At 69.8% G+C, this 23576-nt stretch carries 19 protein-coding genes and 1 pseudogene; 10 read left to right on the top strand and 10 right to left on the bottom strand.

Going from position 1 to position 23576, the window contains the following annotated elements:
- Complete coding sequence (locus OG254_RS31390; protein WP_405588330.1) at positions 1-1065, bottom strand: MarR family transcriptional regulator; 1065 nt, start codon at positions 1063-1065, stop codon at positions 1-3.
- Between the two features lie 187 nt (positions 1066-1252).
- On the bottom strand, positions 1253-2200 hold the full coding sequence (locus tag OG254_RS31385) for a LysR substrate-binding domain-containing protein (protein ID WP_405588327.1): 948 nt from the start codon (positions 2198-2200) through the stop codon (positions 1253-1255).
- 135 nt (positions 2201-2335) lie between these two features.
- Between OG254_RS31385 and OG254_RS31380 the strand changes: the two genes are divergently transcribed.
- Both OG254_RS31380 and OG254_RS31375 read left to right on the top strand, forming a co-directional pair.
- Positions 2336-2890 (top strand): peroxiredoxin, encoded by a 555-nt coding sequence (locus tag OG254_RS31380; protein ID WP_147993465.1) that lies wholly within the window; start codon positions 2336-2338, stop codon positions 2888-2890.
- Between the two features lie 5 nt (positions 2891-2895).
- Positions 2896-3429 (top strand): alkyl hydroperoxide reductase, encoded by a 534-nt coding sequence (locus tag OG254_RS31375; RefSeq protein WP_405588324.1) that lies wholly within the window; start codon positions 2896-2898, stop codon positions 3427-3429.
- A gap of 52 nt (positions 3430-3481) precedes the next feature.
- Here the strand turns inward: OG254_RS31375 and OG254_RS31370 are convergent, their stop codons facing one another.
- The 4 genes from OG254_RS31370 to OG254_RS31355 all read right to left on the bottom strand — a co-directional run bounded on the left by OG254_RS31370 (position 3482) and on the right by OG254_RS31355 (position 8555).
- Positions 3482-4858 (bottom strand): AI-2E family transporter, encoded by a 1377-nt coding sequence (locus OG254_RS31370; RefSeq protein WP_405588321.1) that lies wholly within the window; start codon positions 4856-4858, stop codon positions 3482-3484.
- Positions 4859-4996: 138 nt separating this feature from the next.
- Positions 4997-5710 (bottom strand): transglycosylase SLT domain-containing protein, encoded by a 714-nt coding sequence (locus OG254_RS31365; RefSeq protein WP_405588318.1) that lies wholly within the window; start codon positions 5708-5710, stop codon positions 4997-4999.
- Between the two features lie 418 nt (positions 5711-6128).
- Positions 6129-7454, bottom strand: a complete 1326-nt coding sequence (locus OG254_RS31360; RefSeq protein WP_405588315.1) for a PhoH family protein — start codon at positions 7452-7454, stop codon at positions 6129-6131.
- Between the two features lie 327 nt (positions 7455-7781).
- Entirely contained in the window at positions 7782-8555 is a 774-nt protein-coding gene (locus tag OG254_RS31355) for an isoprenyl transferase (protein ID WP_351189150.1), read from the bottom strand.
- 852 nt (positions 8556-9407) lie between these two features.
- On the opposite strand from OG254_RS31355, the gene OG254_RS31350 reads away from it, so the two are divergent.
- The gene (locus OG254_RS31350) at positions 9408-10562 is read left to right on the top strand and encodes a winged helix DNA-binding domain-containing protein (protein ID WP_405588312.1); all 1155 of its coding nucleotides are present in this window, start codon (positions 9408-9410) and stop codon (positions 10560-10562) included.
- Between the two features lie 63 nt (positions 10563-10625).
- Here OG254_RS31350 and OG254_RS31345 read toward each other — a convergent pair whose 3' ends face one another.
- Complete coding sequence (locus tag OG254_RS31345; protein ID WP_405588309.1) at positions 10626-11411, bottom strand: class I SAM-dependent methyltransferase; 786 nt, start codon at positions 11409-11411, stop codon at positions 10626-10628.
- Positions 11412-11463: 52 nt separating this feature from the next.
- Here OG254_RS31345 and OG254_RS31340 point away from each other — a divergent pair, with 52 nt between their 5' ends.
- Positions 11464-11961: a DinB family protein gene (locus tag OG254_RS31340; protein WP_405588306.1), complete on the top strand. Its 498-nt coding sequence runs from the start codon at positions 11464-11466 to the stop codon at positions 11959-11961.
- Here the strand turns inward: OG254_RS31340 and OG254_RS31335 are convergent.
- Together OG254_RS31335 and OG254_RS31330 are read right to left on the bottom strand one after the other, a co-directional pair.
- A pseudogene (locus tag OG254_RS31335) lies at positions 11946-12421 on the bottom strand (GNAT family N-acetyltransferase). The gene OG254_RS31340 and the pseudogene OG254_RS31335 overlap by 16 nt on opposite strands.
- A 66-nt stretch (positions 12422-12487) precedes the next feature.
- A complete protein-coding gene (locus OG254_RS31330; protein ID WP_405588303.1) occupies positions 12488-13366 on the bottom strand; it encodes an LLM class flavin-dependent oxidoreductase in 879 nt (292 codons plus the stop codon).
- 57 nt (positions 13367-13423) lie between these two features.
- Between OG254_RS31330 and OG254_RS31325 the strand changes: the two genes are divergently transcribed.
- A complete protein-coding gene (locus tag OG254_RS31325; RefSeq protein WP_405588300.1) occupies positions 13424-13825 on the top strand; it encodes a DUF192 domain-containing protein in 402 nt (133 codons plus the stop codon).
- Here OG254_RS31325 and eccCa read toward each other — a convergent pair.
- Entirely contained in the window at positions 13800-17822 is a 4023-nt protein-coding gene (gene eccCa, locus OG254_RS31320) for a type VII secretion protein EccCa (RefSeq protein WP_405588297.1), read from the bottom strand. The two genes, OG254_RS31325 and eccCa, sit on opposite strands and share 26 nt — an antisense overlap.
- 315 nt (positions 17823-18137) lie before the next feature.
- Between eccCa and eccD the strand changes: the two genes are divergently transcribed.
- The 5 genes from eccD (at position 18138) to OG254_RS31295 (ending at position 23544) form a co-directional block, all read left to right on the top strand.
- Positions 18138-19673: a type VII secretion integral membrane protein EccD gene (eccD, locus tag OG254_RS31315; RefSeq protein ID WP_405588294.1), complete on the top strand. Its 1536-nt coding sequence runs from the start codon at positions 18138-18140 to the stop codon at positions 19671-19673.
- Positions 19674-19758: 85 nt separating this feature from the next.
- The gene (gene eccB / locus OG254_RS31310; protein WP_405588291.1) at positions 19759-21300 is read left to right on the top strand and encodes a type VII secretion protein EccB; all 1542 of its coding nucleotides are present in this window, start codon (positions 19759-19761) and stop codon (positions 21298-21300) included.
- A 38-nt stretch (positions 21301-21338) separates the two neighbouring features.
- The gene (gene mycP, locus OG254_RS31305; RefSeq protein ID WP_405588287.1) at positions 21339-22556 is read left to right on the top strand and encodes a type VII secretion-associated serine protease mycosin; all 1218 of its coding nucleotides are present in this window, start codon (positions 21339-21341) and stop codon (positions 22554-22556) included.
- A gap of 263 nt (positions 22557-22819) precedes the next feature.
- Entirely contained in the window at positions 22820-23185 is a 366-nt protein-coding gene (locus OG254_RS31300; protein WP_405588284.1) for a WXG100 family type VII secretion target, read from the top strand.
- Between the two features lie 62 nt (positions 23186-23247).
- Complete coding sequence (locus tag OG254_RS31295) at positions 23248-23544, top strand: WXG100 family type VII secretion target (RefSeq protein WP_405588281.1); 297 nt, start codon at positions 23248-23250, stop codon at positions 23542-23544.
- Positions 23545-23576: the final 32 nt, after the last annotated feature.

Here is a 23576-nt window from a genome sequence, read left to right as displayed (position 1 = left end):
TCAGACACCGGTCTCGGACGGGCGGATGCGACTGCGCAGACGGAAGAACCCTTTCCAACTCGTCCCGTTCCTGCTGGGTCCGAGAGTCTCGGTGATGCCACTGGCCCCCGGCCGCCGCCGAGGCAGATTCCGGGAAGCCGCTGGGTCCGGCACGACGGCCGGGATGGGGGTGGTGTCCGGGACCGAGGTGGGGGTGTCCAGGTTTCGGGAGGCGGCTTCTGACGACTTGGCCACAGCTGACGACAGTGCGGACAGCACTTGGGGCGGTATGTGTGGCGTGCGACAGGCGGCCGGTCGGGTCGACGTGTCCGGCACCCTGGGCAGCAGCCCGGCCAACGGGACGCCCGTCGTCACGGGGGTATGTCCGGAGGGGAAGGTCAGGCGCCCTTCCTGGAGCATGCGGGACAGCTCGACGGTGACCGTGTACACGCTGCGGCCGGTTCTGAAGGCCATGTCGCGGCCGGTGCGGCGGCCGTCGGCGTGGGACAGCAGCTCCCGTTGGGAGGGCGGAAGCCACCGGAGCTCGTCGTCGGTTGCCGGCGCCGGTACCAGCCGCGCGCCGTCGGGCAGCACGGCCCGGGGTAACGCCGCCAGCGCGGCCAGCTTCCTGGTGGCCTCCTGAAGCAGCCGCGCCGGCGTCTCGCCGTACGGTACCGGCGCGAGCGGGTGCCCCTCGCCGAGCGCCTCGCACCCCTCCACCCGGCCGGCGAGGACCGCGAAGACCGCGTCCTGCATCGCCATCATCGATACGACCCGGAGCTGCACCGACCCCGCGTACCCATGGCTGACCAGCCCGTTCTCGGGCCACCGCCCGGCCCCCGGCTCGCGCATCAGCTCGGCCCACTGCTCACCGGTGACCCGCCCCGAGCGCAGCAGCAGGACGTCCGGCCCCGGTGCACCCGGGCTCTCGACGGCGACCACCAGCCCGTCGCGGAAGTGGAAGGTTCCCCCGGGCCGGCCCGACACCCGCAGTTCCCCCGTGCACAAGCCCGTCGCGACCTCGGAGAGGGCCCCCGACAGTCGCTCGTAGCCGTCCCGGTCAAGGGAATCCCGAATGCCCGCCATCACTCCCCTTGATACGCGAATTTCGCACATACGCGTGGTGCGTAGCACTGAGGGAGTATGTGTACCAGTGTGGGCGGCCGTCTCTCCGAGAGTCGCACTACCTGACGGAAGATGAAGTCTTCCGCTTTTCAAGGCGCTTTGTCGGACGTCCATTTGAGCAATTGGCACCCGGGTTCGCCCGAACACATCAGCGGCCCTGTCGCCACACCCGTACCGGCAGCGGCCGCAGGGCATCGCGCAGGGCCACCGCGAGCTCCTCGTACTCATTCGCCCGCGCCGCTCCGGCACGCATGGCGAGGGCGACGCGGCGGGTGGGTGCCGGGTCCGCGAAGTACCCGGTGAGGAGCTGGCTGCTGCGGGTCGTCTCCAGCTTGAGGGCGGTCCGCGGCAGCAGGGTCACTCCCAGCCCGCCCGCGACGAGCTGCACCAGCGTGGACAGCCCGGCCGCCGTCGTGGTCACGGGAGCGTCCGCCCGGCCTGCCTCCCTGCAGATGTCGAGGGCCTGGTCGCGCAGGCAGTGTCCCTCGTCGAGAAGCAGCAGGTTCAGCTCCTTGAGCGCCTCGCGCGCGATGCCCTCGCGGCCGCCGAGCCGGTGATCGAGCGGGGTGACGAGCACGAAGTCCTCGTCGAAGAGCGGGAGTTCGGCGACGCCGGGCACACCGAGGGGGACGGCGAGCAGCAGCAGGTCCAGGCGGCCCGTGGCGAGGCCGTCGATCAGGCTCGCGGTCTGCTCCTCGTGCACCTGGAGGTCGAGGTGCGGATAGCGGTCGTGGACGAGCCGCAGCACGGTCGGCAGGAGGTACGGCGCGACGGTGGGGATGACGCCGAGGCGGAGGGCACCCGTGAACGGGGCCCGCACCGCCTGGGCTTCCTCCATCAGCGCGGCGACCTCCGCCAGGACGGCCTTCGCGCGTACGGCCAGCCGCTCCCCGGCGGGCGAGAGCAGCACCTTGCGGGTGGTGCGCTCCAGCAGCGTCACTCCGAGTGACTCCTCCAGGGCGGAGACGGCACCGGACAGGGCGGGCTGGCTCATGCCGATCGCGGCCGCCGCGTCCCGGAAATGGAGGTGCTCGGCGACGGCCGCGAAGGCACGCAGCTGGGCGAGACTGGGCTGTCTCCTCTTACTTACGGTCACTGATAGCACTCTCCGATCAACCGGACCGAGTGTAGCTATTTCCCGTATCAATGCAGCCTGTGCCAGGATCGGTAAGGTCCAACCCAAGGGAGACACCTGTACCAAACAGGTGTCTCTTCGCTGCAAGGAGAGCGTGTGCTCACTGTCGGTGACAAGTTCCCCGAGTTCGAACTGACCGCCTGCGTCTCGCTGGAGAAGGGCAAGGAGTTCGAGACGATCCACCACAAGACCTACGAGGGCAAGTGGAAGATCGTCTTCGCCTGGCCGAAGGACTTCACCTTCGTCTGCCCGACCGAGATCGCGGCGTTCGGCAAGCTGAACGAGGAGTTCGCCGACCGCGACGCCCAGGTCCTCGGCTTCTCCGGTGACTCGGAGTTCGTCCACCACGCCTGGCGCAAGGATCACGACGACCTGCGCGACCTGCCGTTCCCGATGCTGGCCGACTCCAAGCACGAGCTGATGCGCGACCTGGGCATCGAGGGCGAGGACGGCTTCGCCAAGCGCGCCGTCTTCATCGTCGACCAGAACAACGAGATCCAGTTCTCCATGGTGACCGCCGGCTCCGTCGGCCGTAACCCCAAGGAGGTCCTGCGGGTCCTGGACGCCCTCCAGACGGACGAACTGTGCCCGTGCAACTGGAGCAAGGGCGACGAGACCCTGGACCCGGTCAAGCTGCTTGCCGGAGAGTGACGGACATGTCCCTCGACTCCCTGAAGTCCCGCATTCCGGACTACGCCAAGGACCTGAAGCTCAACCTGGGCTCGGTCATCGGCAATTCGGACCTCCCGGCGCAGCAGCTGTGGGGCACGGTGCTCGCCACGGCGATCGCCTCCCGCTCCCCGATCGTGCTGCGCGAGCTGGAGCCGGAGGCGAACGCGAACCTCTCGCCGGAGGCGTACACCGCGGCCAAGTCCGCGGCGGCCGTCATGGCGATGAACAACGTGTTCTACCGGACCCGGCATCTGCTGTCCGACCACGAGTACGGCAACCTGCGCGCGGGCCTGCGGATGAACGTCATCGGCAACCCCGGCGTCGACAAGGTCGACTTCGAGCTGTGGTCGTTCGCGGTGTCCGCCATCAACGGCTGCGGCCTGTGCCTCGACTCGCACGAGCAGGTGCTGCGCAAGGCCGGGGTGGACCGGGAGACGGTCCAGGAGGCCTTCAAGATCGCGTCCGTGATCCAGGCGATCGGCGTCACCCTTGACGCCGAGGCGGTTCTGGCGGAGTAGCTCTCGCCGCCCAACGCGGGGCCCGTTCACCTCCACGGTGAACGGGCCCTTGTCATTGCTCCGACGCCGACTTGGCCATGTCCGCCGGCGGCTGCGCGAGAGCCACGTCCACCGCCGTCGCGCCCCTCGGCTCGGGCGCGTAGCGAAGCGCCGCCTCCTGCGAGTACGACCGCAGATACCCCACGATCGTGTTCGACACCGCCACCAGCGGCACCGCCACCACCGCGCCGCCGATCCCGGCCACCATGCCGCCCGCCGCCACCGACAGGACAACCGCCAGTGGATGGACGCGGACCGCGCGCCCGAGGATGAACGGCTGGAGGATGTGGCCCTCGATCTGCTGCACGGCCAGCACGACGATGAGGGTCATGACGGCGGTGAAGACGCCCTGTGTCACCAGCGCCACCACGACCGCCAGCGCGCCGGAGGCCACCGCACCGACGAGGGGGATGAACGAGAACAGGAAGATGAAGACGGCCAGCGGGACGGCCATCGGGACGTCCAGGAAGTAGATGCCGATGCCGATGAACACGGCGTCGATCAGGGCGACCACCATCGTGCCGCGCACATAGGCCGTCAGCGTCGCCCAGGCCCGCGGCCCGGCGCCCGCGACGCCCGGACGGGCGGCGGCCGGCACCAGCTTGAGGGTCCAGCGCCAGATCCGCTTGCCGTCGTAGAGCAGGAACAGCGTCGAGAAGGCGGCCAGCAGGATGCCGGTGAGCGTCTCGACGATGACCGTGACGCCCTCCAGGCCGGCCGAGGTGATCTCGTCGGTGTTGGCGCCGATCGCCTCGCGGAGGTTCTCGGCGATCTCGTTGATCTGCTTGTCGGTGACGTGGAACGGGCTGTTGAGCAGCCAGTTGCGCAGCTCGTCGATGCCGTCCTGGACCTGGTCGGAGAGGTTGTCGATGTTCTCCATGACCTGCCAGGTCACGAACCAGCCCATCAGCCCGATGACGACGAACCCGAGGATCGCGGTCAGCGCGGTCGCGGGCCCGCGCGGCACGCCCCGCCGGGTCAGCCAGGCCACCGAGGGCTGCATCAGCGCGGTGAGGAGCAGGGCGATGACGAAGGCCAGTACGACGAGTTGGACGGCGCTGATGACCCGCATCAGCACCCAGACGGTGCCGGCCAGCACCAGCAGCCGCCAGCCGGCCTCCGCGGCGACCCGTACGCCCCACGGCACGACCTGTGCGGGGTCGGGGCGCGGCGGCGGGGCCGTCGGCGCGTAGTCGGGCGGTCGTGGCACGTGGTCGACGACGGGCGGCGGGTCCTCAGCGGGGGGCGCCGCGGTGGCGACGGCGGTCTGCCGCACCGGCCGGGGCTCCGGGTCCTCCCCTTCCACCGCCGCGCGGCGCTCGTCCAACCGCTCGCTCATCTCGGTCAGACCGGCACCGAGCCGACCCAGCCACCCTGGCACTCGCGACATGATCCGTCCTCTTCCCCCGTCTCTCCCCACCACTCCCCCGTGGAGTCGTTGAATCCGACCGTACATGGCGCCGGTCGGAGACGAACGAAAGCCCCTCACCGAAGGACGGTGAGGGGCTCCACAGGGTTGAGCGCGGGCTCAGTACCAGCTGTTGGCCTGCCAGAAAGCCCATGCGCCGCAGGGGCTGTCGTAGCGCTCGTTCATGTAGTTCAGGCCCCACTTGATCTGGGTGGCCGGGTTCGTCTGCCAGTCGGCGCCGACGGACGACATCTTGGATCCGGGCAGGGCCTGGAAGAGGCCGTAGGCACCGGAGGAGGGGTTGACGGCCTGGTAGTTCCAGTCGGACTCGTGGTCCACGATGTTGCTGAAGCACTGGAACTGGTCGCTCGGCACCATCTGGCGGGCCATCGACTGGATCTGCGAGATGCTGTACGAGCTCTGGACCGGGAAGTCGCCGGCGGAGGACCGGGAGGCCTTCGCCTCGGCCTCTTCGCGCTCCTTGGCTTCCTGAGCCGCCTTCTCAGCCTTCTCGGCGGCGTCCTTCTTCTCGATCGCGCTCTGGGCGGCAGCCTTGCGGGCGGCCTCCTCGGCATCCTTCTTTGCGCTCGCGTCCGCTGCGATGGCCTGGACATCCGCTTGCGCCGACAGGGACTCGGTCTGCACCTGGGCCTGCTGGCCCGCGGGTATGTCAGCGAGGAGCGTCGAATCGGCTGCCGTCGCCTCGGCGTCGTTGTTCTGCGCGGTGCTGCCCGAGGCAACGCCGACGACGCTTCCGACAGCGGTGACCGCCGTGGCAGAGGCCACTGCGAATCCCCTGACCGAAATCGGACTCACACGGGTTCCTTCCAGCATCGCCCGCTTCGGTGACCCTGGCGGACGCAATCTTGCCCCTGGCTCTGGCCTCCCAACTGCGGGGTCACGGGAGGCGCGGACCCGATGGGCAACTCCCGGACAGGGAGCACCGCGTGGTGACTCGGGCGGCATACGACGGCGCTATGCAATTGGTGGTGCTGCTGTGGTTCCGTACCGCTGGGGGTACAGGTGTGTCGTATGCGGGGCCTGACAGGAGTGAGACTCTGCCGCACCCGGACGCCGCAAGGCAATTCTGTGTTGCGTGTGAAAGCTCACACCTCGTTTGTCCCTGGGGTTTTACGGAAAGCCGCACACGCCAAAGCGCCGCCCGGCTAGGCTCTTCGCCTTTCCGGACGGCGCCAACTGCCGCGTAACCCCTATGAAGTTGGGCAGTTCTCTACAGGTCCGAGCAGACCCGTCAGATCTGGCCGTCTTCGAGCATTTCGGTCACAAGGGCGGCGATCTGGGACCTCTCGGACCGCGTCAGCGTGACGTGGGCAAAGAGGGGATGTCCCTTCAGTTTCTCCACCACGGCGACGACACCGTCGTAACGCCCGACCCGCAGATTGTCCCGCTGGGCCACGTCATGGGTCAGAACCACCCGCGAGTTAGCACCAATTCGGGACAGAACAGTCAGCAGGACATTCCTTTCCAGCGACTGGGCCTCGTCCACGATCACGAACGCGTCGTGCAGCGAGCGTCCGCGGATATGGGTGAGGGGCAGCACTTCCAGCATGCCCCGCGCGGTGATCTCTTCGATGACCTCGCGGCTGGTGACCGCGGACAGCGTGTCGAAGACCGCCTGCGCCCAGGGGCTCATCTTCTCGGCCTCGCTGCCGGGCAGATAGCCGAGCTCCTGCCCGCCCACCGCGTACAGCGGCCGGAAGACCATCACCTTCTGGTGCTGACGGCGCTCCAGCACCGCCTCCAGACCCGCGCACAGCGCCAGCGCCGACTTTCCGGTGCCGGCCCTGCCGCCCATGGACACGATCCCGATGTCCGGGTCGAGCAGCAGGTCGAGCGCGATGCGCTGCTCGGCGCTGCGGCCCTTGATGCCGAAGGCCTCCCGATCGCCGCGCACCACCCGGACGTTGCCCTCGGGCGTGATCCGGCCCAGCGCCTTGCCGCGCTCGGAGTGGATCGTCAGCCCGGTGTGCACGGGCATGTCGGCGGCCTCGGGAACGTAGACATGGCCTTCCTCGAAGAGGATGTCCACCTGTTCGCCCGGCAGGGTCAGTTCGGACATTCCGGTCCAGCCGGAGGAGTCCGTGATGGCGAGCTCGGCGCGGTACTCCTCGGCGAGGAGCCCGACGGACGAGGCCTTGATCCTGAGCGGAAGGTCCTTCGACACAACGGTGACGTCGAACCCCTCGGCCTGCAGATTGCGGGCGACCGCGAGGATGCGGGAGTCGTTGTCCCCCAGGCGGTAGCCGGTCGGCAGAACGCTGGGGTCCGAGTGGTTGAGCTCGACACGGACGGTGCCGCCGAGGTCCCCGATCGGAATCGGGGCGTCGAGACGGCCATGCTGCACCCGGAACTCGTCGAGCAGGCGCAGCGCCTGCCGGGCGAAGTAGCCGAGTTCGGGATGGTGCCGCTTGGCCTCCAGTTCCGTCACCACGACGATGGGGAGCACTACCTCGTGCTCGTCGAAGCGGTTCAGAGCATTCGGGTCGGCCAGCAGGACGCTGGTGTCGAGAACGTAGGTGCGCCGGTCGGGCTTGTGGCGCTTTGTGCTGGTCACCACGGAAGGACGTACCCCCTCGGATGAGGTCGGGGAGCGACGGAGTGGAGCTGGACCGGTCGTCGGCCGCTCTGCACGGGCCGAAAACCGGCCCCCCGCGTCTTCTTCCGTGCCGTGACCGCACGGTGGGGCTGGTGCAAAGGGCCTCCCGGGCGGACGGCTCCGGCGCCGCCCGCTGAGATACGACACCCGTGGTTCGGGTGTCGACCTGCTTGGCTTATGCCCTCGAACATGCGGTGCCATGCTTACGCATATGACGGCGCCCTGGTGAACTCCTTGTTACTTCCGCCCCAAATGCGGCACTCGCACTCCCGCTGGGAACGCGCTGTTTCAGCCGCCGTAGCGCCGGTGGCGCGCCGCGTAGTCGCGCAGGGCCCGCAGGAAGTCGACCTTGCGGAAGGCCGGCCAGAAGACCTCGCAGAAGTAGTACTCGGCATGAGCTGTCTGCCAGAGCATGAATCCGGACAGCCGCTGCTCGCCGCTGGTGCGGATCACGAGGTCGGGGTCGGGCTGGTCGCCGGTGTAGAGGTGGCTGCCGATCAGGTCGACGCTCACGGAGTCGGCGAGGTCCTCGATCGAGGTGCCCTTGTCATGGGCGTCGACGATCATCGCGCGCACCGCGTCGGCGATCTCCTGGCGGCCGCCGTAGCCGATGGCGACGTTGACCAGTATCCCGTCGATCTGCGCGGTGGCCTCTTCGGCTTCCTTGAGGGTGGTCTGCATCCCGGACGGCAGCAGATCGGGGGTGCCGACGTGGTGCACCCGCCAGCGGCCGTCGGCGGCGAGGGTGCGGACGACGTCCTCGATGATTCCGAGGAGTGGGCCGAGCTCGTCCTGGGGCCGGTCGAAGTTGTCCGTCGACAGCAGCCACAGGGTGACGACCTCGACGTCCGTCTCGCTGCACCAGCCGAGGAACTCCTCGATCTTCTCGGCACCGGCGCGGTGACCGTGCACGGTGGTGGAACCCGCAGCCTTTGCCCAGCGCCGGTTGCCGTCCATGATGACGCCAATGTGCTTGGGCACCTGAGCGTGGTCCAGGTGCCCCTCCACCCGGCGTGCGTACAACCTGACCAGCAGGCCGCGCAGCTTGTCGCGCAGGTTCACGTGTTCGTCAGCCCCTCCGTACGGATGCGGTCCCCGCGGGCCGCAGCCTACCCCTGCGGGGCTTGGGCCGGGATTTGGGGTGCGGGTTGGTTGGGGGCGCCTTGGGTGGGGGGTGTCTTGGGTGCTTGGGCGGCTTGCAGCTGGTGGGGGCTGGTCGCGCAGTTCCCCGCGCCCCTTAGGGGGTGTCAGTCCCGCTCTTTTGAAGGCACCGCCGTGTGAGCAAAAAAACGGGCCGGTCCGTGGGGGGGAGACGGACCGGCCCGAGGGGGGGTTTCCACCATAACCCTTCGTAAGTGCTGCTGTGTGCATCGGCGTGCCACAACTACTCTCCGAAATCGCTCGGCGACGGGGCGGTGGCCGCGAAACGGCACTTTCATGGCGGATTCATGGCGTGACAGGGGCGGATTCCCAGGGGAAACGGGTGGGATACGGCCGGATCCGGAGGGTTTGGCGTCTCTTGAGGCCTGCCTGGCGACTTGTCCGCGCTTCCCTCCCCCGGGTGACCCCGAGCGCGAACGGCCCATTGACGACACGCAGGGACCGGCGGGGAGGAAGCAGCCTCGGCGCGACGCGCGTTCAACAGGGGGCCGCATCGGGGGCACGGCACCGCGCAGTCCCCTCCACCGCGCGGTGCCACCGCGCAGCTTTGCGTACGCGAATTACCTTGGTCCGAACTTAAGCGAGGGATGGGGGGAAATCGAGTCAGCCGCCATAACAATGTGGAAAAGGTGCGGGTTCCTTGGATGTGCAGGGACTGACGGGTCTTCGCGTACGGATGCACGGTTTGCACCCTGTGCACTCTTCGAGCGAAAGCGGACAGCTTCTGACCTATACGGGGTCTAACGTCGCCGTATGACGAGGGCCATTACATGGGACGAAGCGAGTGCTCGGCGGCTGGAGCGGCAGTTCCTGACCCGTCCCGCCGTGCCCGGCACCCCGGTCGCCGAGGTGGTCGGGGCGATGCTGGGCGCGCATGCGCAGGTGCTGTCGGCGGCCGAGGTGTCGGTGGGGGTGCGGGCCGCCGGGGTGACGCGGGCGGAAGTGCGGGCCTCGCTGTGGGAGGACCGTTCGCTGGTGAAGACGTTCGGCCCGCGCGGAACCGTGCATCTGCTCCCCACCGCCGAACTGCCCCTGTGGTGCGGTGCGCTGACCGCGATTCCGACGGGCCACAACGCGTTCGCCCCGGACGTCCGGGTGACGCCGGAGCAGGCGGAGCAGATCGTGGCGGCGATCGGGGACGCCCTGGACGGGGTGTGTCTGACCGTGGAGGAGCTGGGCGAGGAGGTCGTGGCGCGCACCGGTCCCTGGGCCGGCGACCTGGTGATGCCCGCGTTCCAGGACCTTTGGCCGCGCTGGCGTCAGGTGATGCACCGGGCGGGCCAGTCGGGCGCGCTGTGCTTCGGCCCGAACCGGGGCCGGAAGGTGACGTACACCCGTCCGCCGTCGGCCACGCCGATCCCGGGCGCGACGGCCCTGCGGGAGCTGGTCCGGCGCTATCTGCACGCGTACGGCCCGGCCACGCCCCAGCACTTCGCCAAGTGGCTGGCCGCCCCGGCCGGCTGGGCGGTCTCCCTGTTCACAGAGCTGGCGGGGGCCGGGGAGATCGAGGAGGTCGCCTTCGAGGAGGCGGCGGGCTGGGTGGTGGCGGGGGACACGGGGTTCCCCGACGGGCGGGTGCGGGGGGTGCGGTTGCTGCCGTACTTCGACGCGTACGCCATCGCCGCGCAGCCGCGTGAGTCGCTGTTCCCCGGGGAGGCGTACCGGCGGGCGCTTGCGGGCGGCCAGGCCGGGAACTTTCCGGTGGTGCTGGTGGACGGCCGGGTGGCCGGGGTCTGGCACCAGCGCCGCCAGGGCCGGCGTACGACGGTGACGGTGGAGTTGGTCGGGCGGCGGCCGACGGCCCGGCTGGAGCGGGAGCTGGGCGAGCAGGCGGAGCGGGTGGGGGAAGTGCTGGAGGCAAAGGCGGAGTTGGTGGTCGGGGAGGTGACGGTCGGCCCGCACGCGTGAGCGTGGGGCGGGCTCAGGCGCGTGAGCGTGGGGCGGGCTCAGGCGCATGAGCGTGGGGCGGGCTCAGGCGCTGGGTTTGCGGGCGTCGAAGAGGTGGCGGGTGCTGTGCGCGACGAAGGGCCCGTCGGACTCGATCCGCTCGTGCAGGGCGCGCAGTCGGGGCTCGTGGGCCTCGACGGTGAAGCCGGGGACCATCCAGACGACCTTGCGCAGGAAGTGGACGACGGCCGCGATGTCGTGGAACTCGATGCGGAGTTCCTCGGCGCGCAGGTCGACGACCTCCAGGCCCGCGGCCTCGGCGTCGGCGCGTTCGCGCTTCGGGTCCCGGCCGCCGCGGACCTCGTCGGGCTGGGGCCCGAGGAAGTACTCGACCAGCTCGAAGACGCTGTGGGGTCCGACGTGCTGGGCGAAGTACGTGCCGCCGGGCCGCAGCACGCGGGCGATCTCCGGCCAGTGGGCCTGCACCGGGTGCCGGCTCGTGACCAGGTCGAACGCCTCGTCGGCGAACGGCAGCGGGGCGTCCTCGGGCGAGGCGACGACCGCGACACCGCGCGCGGCGAGCAGGGCGGTGGCCTTGGCGACGTTCGGCGGCCAGCCCTCGGTGGCGACGGTGAGCACGGGGGCCTTCGGGGCCCGGCCGAGGGCGAAGTCGAGGACCTCCCCTCCCCCGGTCTGCAGGTCGAGCGCGGCGCTCGCTCCGGCCAGCCGGTCGGCCAGCGCGACGGCATACCCCCAGCTGGGCCGCTCCTCGGTGGCCCGCCCCTCGAACCAGGAGAAGTCCCAGCCCTCGGTGGGCACGGCGGCGCCCTCGGCGACGAGCTCCTCGAACGACCTGTCTCCCTGTCCCATGCGGTGCATGATCGCAGGGCGCTGTCAGTGGCCGCTGCTAGTTTTCGGCGCCATGACGAACTCGACGTACACGGCGGGCGAGAAGGAAACGCTCCGGGCGAGCCTGGACCGGCACCGGGACGCGGTGCTGTGGAAGTTGGAGGGGCTGGACGACGAGCAGCTGCGCCGCCCGATGACCCCGACGGGCACGAGCCTGCTGGGCCTGGTCAAGCACCTCGGCTCGGTGGAGTACGGCTGGTTCGTGTCGAGCTTCGGCGGCGAGGTGGAGCCGCTGTGGTTCGACCCGTACAGCGACGAGGACATGCGAGCCGACCAGGGCGAGACGACGCAGCAGATCGTCGATTTCTACGGCCGTGCGCGCGCCGCGGCCGACCGCATGATCGCCGAGCGGTCGCTGACGGACCTGGGGCAGCCGTCGTGGCGGGACGCGGAGGTGTCCCTGCGGTGGGTGCTCGTCCACATGATCGAGGAGACGGCACGGCACGCGGGCCACATGGACATCGTGCGGGAGCTGATCGACGGGGCGAGGGGTGATCAGCCTTCGGGCTGAGCCGGGAGCACGAGCAGCACATGCTCGTCGTCGCCGTGTCTGAGTGTGCCGGCGTGCTGAAACCGTGCCGTTCGAGGAGCCGTACGGACGCGGTGTTGGCGTGGAAGGGGTCGGCGTAGAGGGGGCGGGTCCGCTCCAGGGCGAGGAAGAGGGCGAGGGCCTTGGTGCCGATGCCCCGGCCCCAGTACGGCCGTCCCAGCCAGTAGCCGAGGAAGCGGCGCTCGCCCTCCCACCAGGAGACGACGCTGCCGGCCACCTCGTCCCCGGCCAGGACGGTTTGCACCAGGCAGGTCTCGTCCCCGAGCACGCTCGTCCGCCAGTGCTTCATGAACGCCTCCCGCGGCCGGGGCGTGAACCTCGACCGCCGGACGGCCTCCGGGTCGTGCTCGTAGGCGAGGAACGCCTCCAGGTCGGCGTCCAGCACGTCCCGGATGCGTACGTCCGCGATGTCGTCGCTCATTTTCAGGAGTCTGGCAGGAGCCACTGACAACGGGGCCCGAGCAGACGGCGCGGGCCGCCCGCGCTGCTACGGCACCAGCGGCCGCACTTCCTCCGCCACGAACCGCACGAACCCCTCCGGGTCGGGCTCGTCCCCCGTCGGCTGGAGGACGACGGTGTCCGCGCCGGCGTCCGCGAGCCGCTGGACCGCCTTCGCGACGGCCCCCGCGTCCCCGGCGACGCCGAGGTCGGGCACGGATGCGAGCCCTTCCTCGGCGAGCTCGGCCTTGAGCCGGGCGGCCCCGTCGGGACCGGTGGCGGTGAGCAGATAGACGACGATCCCGTGCGGCTCGGCATCGGAGCGTCCCACCAGCTCCCGTCCCTCGTCGATGAGCTGGCGCGCCGTGCGCACGCCCTCCGGCGAGGTCGACGCGGTGAGCAGCGTCCCGTCGGCGGCCTCGCCTGCCAGCCTCAGCGAGCGGGGCCCGGTGACGCCGGCGATGACGGGCACCGGCTCGGCGGGCGGCCAGTCGAGTGCGACGTCGTCGAGCCTGACGTAACGCCCCTCGACGGTCACCCTCTCTCCGCGCAACAGGGCTCGCAGCACGTCGAGATGCTCCCGCAGCAGCGTCACCGGCGACTCGACGCGCGCCCCGACCTGTCCCATCCAGTCCTGCACGCCATGTCCGACGGCGAGGATCGGCCGCCCCGGGAACATCCGGTACAGACTGGCGGCCTCCATCGCGGTGATCGCGACGTTGCGCAAGGGCACGGGGAGGAGTCCGATGCCGACGCGGATCCGCTCGGTCCAGGCGAGGGCGGCCGCGGCGGTGGAGATCCCTCCCTCGCGGAAGCAGTCCTCCCAGAGCCACAGCTCTTCGAGACCTGCCTCTTCGGCGAGCCGGGCTACGGATCGGAGTCGTTCGGGGGCCAGCTGGGGGCGGAATACTGCGCCGAGTCCGGTCATGGGGCCTTCCTACCCGGGTAACACTCGGCGGACAACAGGAAATAGTGGAGGTGGCCGATGGTGGGGCGACGGTGGCGTGATGGGCCGGGGGCGCTGATCGTTCACGGCGAGCGGGGTGACGTGTCGGTGCCCCTGGAGATCGCCTCGTCGTACCGGGCCCGTACGAAGGGGCTGCTGGGGCGCGACACGGTCGACGGGGCGATGCTGCTCACCCCTGCCGGCAGCGTGCACACCTTCCGCATGCGCATGCCCATCGACGTCGCCTATCTCGACCGACGGCTGAAGGTCATCGCCGTACGCACCATGCCACCGGGGCGACTGGGCCTGCCCCGGCTTCGTTCACGGCACGTATTGGAGGCGGAGGCCGGGGCGATGGCCGGGTGGGGGGTGCGGGTGGGGGTGCGGATGACAGTCGAGGCCGAGGGCGGCGCCGTCAGTGCCGAGCCTCCTCCCCCATGAGCCCCGTCTGCACCAACAGACTCCCCCGCTTCCGCGAGACGAAGATCCCCCGCCCCGCCGGCATCGGACGCGGACGTACGTTGCCGAGGATGTCGCCCTCGTTCGGATCGCCGGAGAGCACGACGCCTTGTGCACCCAGCTCCTTGATCCGCTGCATGAAGGGTTCGTACGAAGACCGGCCGGCGCCCGCCGTGTTGCGGGCGACGATGAAGCGGATGCCGACGTCGCGGGCGAACGGCAGGAGTTCCGTGAGCGGGGCGAGGGGGTTGCCGCTGGACGTGGACACCAGGTCGTAGTCGTCGACGACCACATACACCGTCGGACCGCTCCACCAGCTCCGCTCCCGCAACTGGTCGGCTGTGACGTCGGGCGATGGTGTGCGGCGCCGTATGAGGTCGGCCAGGGCCTCCACGTGGTGGTCCATGGCGTTGGACATGGGCACGTACTCGGCGAGGTGGGACGCCGGTGTCGCGCCCAGGAGCGCGCGGCGGTTGTCGATGACGAAGAGCTTGCAGGAGTCGCCGTCGTGCAGATCGGTCAGCTGCTTGATGAGCAGGCGCAGCAGATTGGACTTGCCGGACTCGCCCTCGCCGAAGACGAGGAAGAAGGGGTCCTGGTCGAAGTTGAGGAAGACGGGTTCCAGGTTGTTCTCGTCGAGGGCGAAGGCGATGCCACGCCCCGGCCCCTGCCCTGGCCCCTGCCCCTGTCCCGGCCCCTGCCCCTGCCGCTGCTCCGCGAGGGCTGCAGGCAGGTCCGTGACGGGGAGTTGGCGGGGCAGGAGGCGGACCGCCGGAGCGCCGGGTGCCGTCCAGTGACGGGACACGTCCCGGCCCATGGCGGTGGCCGCCTCGGAGAGGTCGCTGTCGGAGTGGATGCCGTCGATGCGCGGGACCGCGGCCATGAAGTGCAGCGCTTCGGGAGTGAGCCCCCGGCCGGGCACGCCCGCCGGGACGTTCTCGGCAGCCTTGCGGTCCAGTTCGGAGTCCATGGTGTCGCCGAGCCGCAGCTCAAGGCGGTTCATCAGGAGGTCCTTGAGGTTGGCGCGGACCTCCATGCCGCGTGAGGCGGTGAGGATGAGGTGGATGCCGTAGCCGAGGCCTCGCGCGGCGATGTCGAGGACGGCCTGTTCCAGGGCTTCGTACTCGGTGCGGAAGTTGCCCCAGCCGTCGATGGCCAGGAAGACATCACCCCAGGGCTGGTCCGCCACCGGGATGTCACCACGCGCACGCAACTTCCGGAAGGTGGCGATGGAGTCGATGCCGGAGCTGCGGAAGTACTCCTCGCGGCGCGTCAGGATGCCGTGCACCTCGGCGACCGTGCGGCGCACCCGCTCCGGATCCAGGCGTGAGGCGACCCCGCCGACGTGCGGCAGGCCCGCGACGGCCGACATGCCGCCACCGCCGAAGTCCAGCCCGTAGAACTGGACTTCGTGCGGAGTATGGGTCAGCGCGAACGCGGAGATGATCGTCCGCAGCAGTGTCGACTTGCCCGACCGTGGACCGCCGACGATCTGCATGTGGCCGGCCGCGCCGGAGAAGTCCCGGTACAGCGTGTCGCGCCGCTGCTCGAAGGGCTTGTCGACGACCCCGAGCGGCACGATGAGGCGCCCCGCGCCCTCATAGTCGGGCCGGGTCAGGCCCCGTCCCTCGACCCCGGCGAGTCCGGGCAGCAGGGCGTCCAGCGAGGGCGGGTTGTCCAGCGGCGGCAGCCACACGCGGTGTGCGGCCGGGCCCTGGCCGGTGAGCCTGCGGACGATGACGTCGAGCACGGTGTCGGCCTGCGGGTCGTCCCGGCCCGCGCGCGGGTCCGGCACCGGCGCCTGGGAATCGGGCTGCACATAGTGCACCGGCACGGGGGCCGCGGTGAACGGCGCGGGGCGGCGGTCCACCGCCAACGGACCGTCCCCCGTCGCCGCGCGCGCGGAGGCGGGGCGGTGCGCACCGGACACGTAGGCCGCCTTGAAGCGGGCCATTTCGTCAGTGCCGTACTTCAGATAGCCCGAGCCGGGGACGTTCGGCAGGTGGTAGGCGTCGGGGACGGCGAGGGCCGCGCGCGACTCGGCCTCGGAGAAGGTCCGCAGGCCGATGCGGTACGACAGGTACGTCTCCAGGCCGCGCAGTCGGCCTTCCTCCAGTCGCTGCGAGGCGAGCAGCAGGTGGACGCCCAGGGAGCGGCCGATGCGGCCGATCTGGACGAACATGTCGATGAAGTCGGGCTTGGCGGTGAGGAGTTCGCTGAACTCGTCGATGACGAGGACGAGGGACGGGATGGGCTCCAGGGCGCCGCCGAGGGAGCGGGCCTTCTCGTAGTCATGGATGTTGGCGTAGTTGCCGGCCCGGCGGAGCAACTCCTGGCGGCGGTTCAGTTCGCCGCGGATCGAGTCGCCCATGCGGTCCACGAGGGTCAGGTCGTCCGCGAGGTTGGTGATCACCGCGGCGACATGCGGCAGGTCCGCCATGCCGGCGAAGGTGGCACCGCCCTTGAAGTCCGCGAGGACGAAGTTGAGCGTCTCGGAGGAGTGGGTGACCGCGAGGCCGAGCACGAGGGTGCGCAGCAGTTCGGACTTGCCCGAGCCGGTGGCGCCGACGCACAGGCCGTGCGGGCCCATGCCTTCCTGCGCGGCTTCCTTCAGGTCCAGCATCACCGGGGTGCCGTCCTCGCCGACACCGATCGGGACCCGCAGGCGCTCGGTGCGGGAGCGCGGTCGCCAACTGCGGCTGACATCCACCGATTCCGCGTCGTCCAGGTTGAGGAGGTCGGTGAACTCAAGGTTCGCGAGCAGCGGTTCGTCCGAGTCTCCGCCGGACGCCATGTGCAGGGGCGAGAGTTGGAGCGCGAGTGCCTCGGCTGCCTCCTGGCTGAGGCGGTCGGGCGTCCCTTCGTAGACGTGGCCGTCGCCGGACTCCAGGCGCAGGGCCTGGGGATGCACCACGACCGAGAGGCCGCCTCGTGCGCCGGTGAGCCTGCCGGGTACGACCTCGATGACCGTGACACCTTGCAGCCCCTCGGCCGCCGCCAGCGCCGACAGGGGCGACAGCGACTCTCCGTCGAGTACGACGACGATGTGCGGCTGTTCCAAGAGCGGCTGGCCGCCGGCCTGGAACCGGGGGCGGCCTTCGAGCTGCTCCTTGAGCAGCAGTTCCAGTTCGTGCGCCCCGGACGTGATCAGTCGGCGGCTGCCCGCGCCGTCGCTTCCCTCGGTCTGCACGTGGGGCAGCCACTTGGCCCACTCCCAGTGCGGGGCCGTGTCGTGCCCGGCGGCGACGGCGACGACCAGATCGTCCGAGGAGTGCAGCGAGGCCAGGGAAGCCACCATGGCGCGCGCCGACGCGCGGACATGGCTCTCGTCCCCGCTGATCGTGAGGTGGTAGAAGGCCCGCAGCGAGATCGCCATGGGCAGGCCCTCGATCGTGCCGTGAGCATTGAGGAACTGCTTCATCGCCCCGGCCGTCAGCGGCTCCAGCTCGTCCACCGGAGCGGTCTCGGGCGCGACCAGGGGTGCGGCGAGCTGCTGGCTGCCGAGTCCGACCCGCACCTGCCCGAAGTCCTCGTCACTGATGCGCCGCTCCCAGATGCGGCTGCCCTCGGCGACCAGTGCCCACAGCTGCTCGGGCGCCGGATGCAGATAGAACTGGGCGTCACGCTGAAGCCGCGCGGTGCGAAGGACCGAACGACGGGTTTTGGCCAGGTACTTCAGGTAGTCCCGCCGCATATCGGCGAGTTGGCCCTGATTTCCGCGCCGGTAGCGCACGAGCATGGCGATGCCCATGGCGATCGTCGACGCAATCATCACCATGCCCATGATGCGCATGACCGGGTTGGGCGTCATGAAGAAGAAGACGACGGAACCGCCCATGCCCAGCATGGGCAGCAGCTGCATCAGCACACCCTCCTGCTGCCCTCGGGGCAGCTCGGGCGGGGATTGCAACTGCACTGGATCGACCGGCACCTCGGCAGGCAAGGCCCTCTGCGGTCGCTTGACGACGATCTGGCTCAAAGCTGACCCGTCCCCCTCACGGTCTGAAGAGCCCCTGTCCGCACCCCCGTGGCGCCGACTTTCATCCGGACTGGATCTGGAGTAGATCCTACTGACGAGCACTGACATCGCGGGCGGTAAGGTGACGCGACGCGTGTACGCACCCGCTAACGGCCAACGGATTCAGCTCCATTCACGGGCATTCGGAATGCCACCGGAAAGGGGCGCGGCCCGCGATCCGAGAAGCACCGCAAGGGGGAGCAGTAGGTGCCTACGACGGTTCGAACGGCGGGAAACACCGGCGGCAATCGCGGCAACCAGGGACCCGGGGTCCAAATGGGCCCTGGTGGTCATACGGGCCCCGGTGGTCATACGGGCCCCGGTGGTCATACGGGCCCAGGCACGCCGACCGCCCGCAGCACCGGCTTCCGCCGGATCATCGTGGCGGCGCCCGACAGCCGCGTCGATGTGGCACTGCCCGATGACATCCCCCTCGCGCACCTCTACCCGGAGATCCTGCGCCTGTCGGGGCAGAGCCCGGCGCCCGGCGCCCCGGTCGGCTACCACCTGGTGCGCCGCGACGGGACGGTGCTCGACGAGTCGCGCTCACTCGCCACGCAGCGCGTCGTCGACGGCGAGTTCCTGCTGCTGCGCCCCTTCTCCGAGTCACTTCCGCCGGCGGTGTTCGACGACGTCTCGCACGCCACCGCCAGCGCCGTCACCCGCGACCGAGCGCTCTGGAACGACGAACTGCTGCGCGCCGCCGGCCTCTTCGGGGGCTGCGTCCTGCTGATGCTGCTGGCCTTCGTGGCGTGGAGCTCCGATGTCCGCCACGACATGCACGGCCTGCCCGGCATCGTGGCCGCGGTCTCGGGCGTCGTACTGCTGGCGATCGCCGGGGTACGCGCCCGGGTGTACGGCGACCGCGCATCGTCCGTCGCCTTCGGCACCGGCGCCCTCGCGAACCTGTCAGTCGCCGGCAGCGGACTGCTCGCCCTGCCGGCCGGAGAGGGCATCGGCAAGCTGCAGTTCCTGCTCGCGTGCGCCGCCGTGCTGGTGGGATCGGTCGTGCTCGTGATCATCACACCGAGCGGCGACAGCCCCTTCGTCGCCTTCGTGTTCGCCTCGGCCATCGGCATGCTGCTGACGTTCGTGGCGATCCTCACCGAAATGAGGCCCGTCGAGACGGCGGCGGTCTGCGCTCCGCTCGCCCTGGGAACCCTCGCCTTCCTGCCGGGCCTGGCCACGCGCTTCGCCCGCCTGCCGATCGGCTTCGATCCGCCACGTACGGCCGTAGGCAGCGACTACGGCGACGCAGATGACGCCGACGACACCGAAGCGGCCACCGGAATCGACGCCGAACGCATCGCCGCTCAGGCCCGACGCGGTCACGAACTGCTGCTGGGCCTGGTCGGCGGTTGTGCGCTGGTCGCGACGAGCGCGGCCGCGGTGCTCGGGTTCTCCGACGACCTGTGGGCCCAACTGCTCGCCCTCGTCACGGGCCTGGCCCTGCTGATGCGCGCCCGGCTCTTCCGGCACACGGTCCAGGTGGGCTGCACGCTCGCGGCGGGCCTCGCCTCGCTGGTGCTCCTGGGACTCGGCCTGTCCCTCAACCCGCCCGGCCGGATGGTCCTGGAGGCACTGCGGGGTGACGGCTCGGCCCTCGACATCAGGCTGGTCTGGCTGTCGGTCACGGTCGCCGTCGTCGCCGGGGCGCTCGCCGCGATCGCGCTGGTCGTCCCCAGCAAGGGGGTCACCCCGTTCTGGGGCCGGTTCCTGGAGATCGCGGAGAGCTTCGTACTGCTGACGCTGCTGCCTCTGAGCCTTGCGGTGTTCGGCGCGTACCACCAGATGCGCTCGCTCTCTTCGTAAGAGCAACAGGCCTTGAAGCAAGTTGAAGCAAAGGGTCTTGGGGATCAGGACCAGATCGACCTCGGGGGAAAGAGGCAGCGGCAAGATGGCATCACGGCGGGACGAGCTCAACGCCTACACCTTCGCGCGACGGCGCCTGGTCGGACAGTTCCTGCAGCCCAACCCCCATGGCACCGAGGAGGGTTGGCCACGCCCGCTGCGTGCTGTCGTGCCGGGCGCCATCGTCGCCGTAGTGCTGCTCGCGGCTTTCGGCGCCTGGGGCATGTTCAAGCCTGCCGCGCCGAAGGACTGGGACAAGCCCGAAGAGCACGTCATCATCTCCAGCAAGTCGACCACGCGGTACGTGATCCTGGTGACCGACGGCAGGAAGCAGCTGCACCCGGTGCTGAACATGTCGTCGGCGAAGCTCCTGCTGCGGCCCGACAAGGGCAAGGTCATCAACGTCGACGAATCTGTGCTCGACAACGGCAAGATCCCGCACGGCCCCACCCTCGGAATCCCCTACGCCCCCGACCGTCTGCCCGACGCCGAGGAAGCCGGGGCGAAGAAGCGCTGGGTCGTCTGCGAGCGACTCGGTGACGGCGGCCGTGCCATCCAGAAGGCCGCGTTCATCCTGGCCCAGCGGGACATGGACCGAACCGAAGGCGCGGAGCGGCTGCGCGGCGGTGAGCTGATGTACGTCGAGGGCCCCGACCGCACCCTCTATGTCGTCGACGCCGGAGGAACGGCGTACCCGTTGAAGAACGAGGAACTGCTGCTGCGCACCGTCGTCGGCGAGGACCGCACCCCTCAGCGGGTGTCCGCCGGCTGGCTGGAGACCTTGCACAAGGGTGACACCATCGCCTTCCCGGAGATCCAGGGCACGCCCGGCGAGGATGCGGGTATCCCGGGCCAGTTGTCGGGCGAGGCGAACAGGGTGGGGATGGTCCTGGAGGCACCGTCCGGTACCAGGATGCAGAAGTACGTCGTCCTGAAGGGGCGGGTCGCGCCGGTCTCCGACTTCATGGCAAAGCTGCTGCTGAGCAGCAAGGACATGACCACGCTTGGACAGGCGAGCCGAGCGCTGAGCGTCAGCACCGGCGCGATCACGCCTGGAGACCCCTTCGGCGCGGAGAAGACCTGGCCCCGTGTGGAGCCGAACCCGGTCAACTCGCCGAGCACGGCGGAGGGAAGCCGCAACACGGTGTGCAACGTCCTGCGTGAGGTGGACGAGGACAACCAGGGCGCCACGACCCTCAGCACCTGGGCGGGCAAGGACTTCCCGGCCCCCCTCCCCACCGGTTCGAGCAGCGCGTACGTCACCCCCGGATCGGGCCAGTTCTTCCGCCAGTTCACGGGGTCGTCGACCCGCTCCGGCTTCTTCTTCCTGGTCACCGACACGGGCCTGCGCTACGCGATGCAGTCCAACGACGACAGCGAGACGGACGACGCGGGCATCGGCTCCTCGGGCTCGGCCGCCGAGAGGCGGGAGCAGCGCGAGGCGGCGTTGCAGGAGGCTCAGCGGGCACAGAACCGCCTCGGCTACAAGGACGTGACACCGGCGCCGATCCCGGCCGCGTGGTCGGCGTTCCTGCCGACGGGACCGCGACTGTCGACGGGCGCGGCACGGCAGCCGCAGGGCTCGTGAGGGGGCGGGCGGGCGAAGTGGGTCGTACGCTCAGCCAGTTGCGCCTCCTCTCCGGAACGGGCGCCGTTGCCCTCGCGTTCCTCGCGCTGCCCCCAGCTCCGACAGCCACCGCCGCCGCCGACCAGTGCGAGTTCGGGGGCAAACCGTACGAGGGCCGCCCCTGGGCGCTGCAGCGGGTCCTGCTGGACGAGTTGTGGAAGCAGTCCACGGGCGAGGGCGTGCGCGTCGCGGTCATCGACACAGGTGTGGACGTCAAGAACCCTCAACTGGCCCCGGCGGTGAATGTGAGGAGCGGCCGCAACTTCCTGCCGCCGAACCTCAAGGACGACAACGGCAACAAGATCGAACGCGGCCGCGAGGACGGCACCTCCGACGTGGTGGGTCACGGCACGAAGGTCGCGGGAATCGTCGCCGCGCGACCGGCGAAGGGTACGGGTTTCGTCGGCCTCGCCCCCAAGGCGACGATCATCCCGATCCAGCAGAACGACGCGGAGGGCCACGGCGACACGGACAACCTGGCCGCTGCCATCAACTACGCGGCCAATGACGCCAAGGCCCACGTCATCAACATCTCCCAGGACACGGTCAACCCGATCGCGCGCAGCAGCAAACTGGAACGGGCGGTGGCGAACGCCCTGGCCCAGGAGATCGTCATCGTCGCCTCGGCTGGCAACGACGGCCTCGGGGGCAACGTGAAGAAGACGTACCCGGCTTCATACGACGGCGTCCTGGCGGTGGCCGCCGCGGACCGCAACAACGAGCGCGCGGCATTCTCCCAGTCCGGCGACTTCGTCGACGTAGCGGCACCCGGGGTCGACATGGTCTCCACCGTCCCGGACGGCGGTCACTGCACCGACAACGGCACGAGCTTCTCCGCTCCCTACGTCGCCGGGGTCGCGGCCCTCATCAAGGCCAAGCACATGGACTGGACGCAGAAGCAGATCACCGCCCAGATCATGCAGACCGCGGAGCGCTCCATCCCCGGCCATGACCGCCTGGTCGGCTGGGGTGTCGTCGACCCCGTACGCGCTCTGACGGAGGACGACAAACCGATCGACCACCCGGTTCCGAGCAACGAAGGCGCGGGCCGGGCCGAGGCCCCCACGGTGGCCCAACTCCCCCTCGGTGAAACCCCGCAGCAGCGGACGGTCCGCCTCGGAACCTACGTGGTGGTGGGCAGCTTGGTGCTGGTCGCGGTCATCGGGGGCGGGGCGGTGGCGATGAGGGACAGCCGCAGGAGGACGTCCTCGGGATAGCGGCCAGCAGGGCCGAGAAGCGCGTTGGTCCTGTCACTGGTAGTGGCTAGAGTGACACGGATGCGCATGCATGGGTGACGTTCACGTCACCACGATCGCAATGACCTGCGGTCGTAGCAAACGGGGAGCAACGGGGAGCACGGGGAACGGGGGAGGGTGACTGTCATGCCGCGTGCGGCTCAACGCGGCCGCGCGCCGTTCGCCACGCAGCTTCTCCTGGTCCAACCCGTCGGCCCCACAACCGCACCGGGAAGGAAGAACAGATGGCAGGAACGCAGAAGGTCACGGACGACGTACTGCGGCAGTTCGAGCAGGAGCTCAACGAGCGCTTCGGTTCGGTGAAGCAGCAACTGCAGCAGCTCCAGGCCGTGATCGACGGTGTGGAAGGCAAGTGGGCGGGCCAGGGCGCCGTGTCCTTCGACCGCAAGCAGACCGAGATCAACGAGCGCATGGCGCACATCGGCAACCTGCTGGTCCGCTTCCAGAACGCGGTCAACGACAACCGCCGCATCGCCGGCAGCACCGACGAGGACATCTACCAGGCCCTGGCAGGCATCGACGCAGGCGGCTCCAGCCCGTCCGGCGGCGGCTCGGCTGCGGGCAAGTCCTCGGCCTTCTCCGGCATGTAACTCGCGCGCAGCACACCCGGAGCACCACAACACACCGGACACGAAGGGTAGTTGGAGAATCCATGGCAGTGGACAACGGCACCATGCTCGTCACCTACGCGGAACTGGAGAGGGCCGCAGGGGACATCACCTCCCAGGCCAAGAAGCTGGACACCGACCTGGAGGCCCTCCAGAAGCGCATGAGGGACCTCTCGGCCTTCTTCGAGGGCGAGGCCAAGACCGCGGCGGACGGCCTCCACCGCGAGTGGGACATCAAGGCCAGGGAAATCCACCAGTCCCTGAACTCCATCGCGAACGCGGTCCGTGAGGCGAGCGCGGCGTACAGCGCGGCGGACCGGAAGGCCGCCGGGAACTACTGACGCGGCTGGCTTCGTTCAGGGTGGGTACGCAC

Origin of the sequence: Streptomyces sp. NBC_01092, from assembly GCF_045039535.1 — a bacterium.
In the GTDB taxonomy this organism is placed as follows: domain Bacteria; phylum Actinomycetota; class Actinomycetes; order Streptomycetales; family Streptomycetaceae; genus Streptomyces.
Note: the sequence above shows the minus strand (reverse complement) of the source record. Positions and strands in the feature narration are given on the sequence as shown.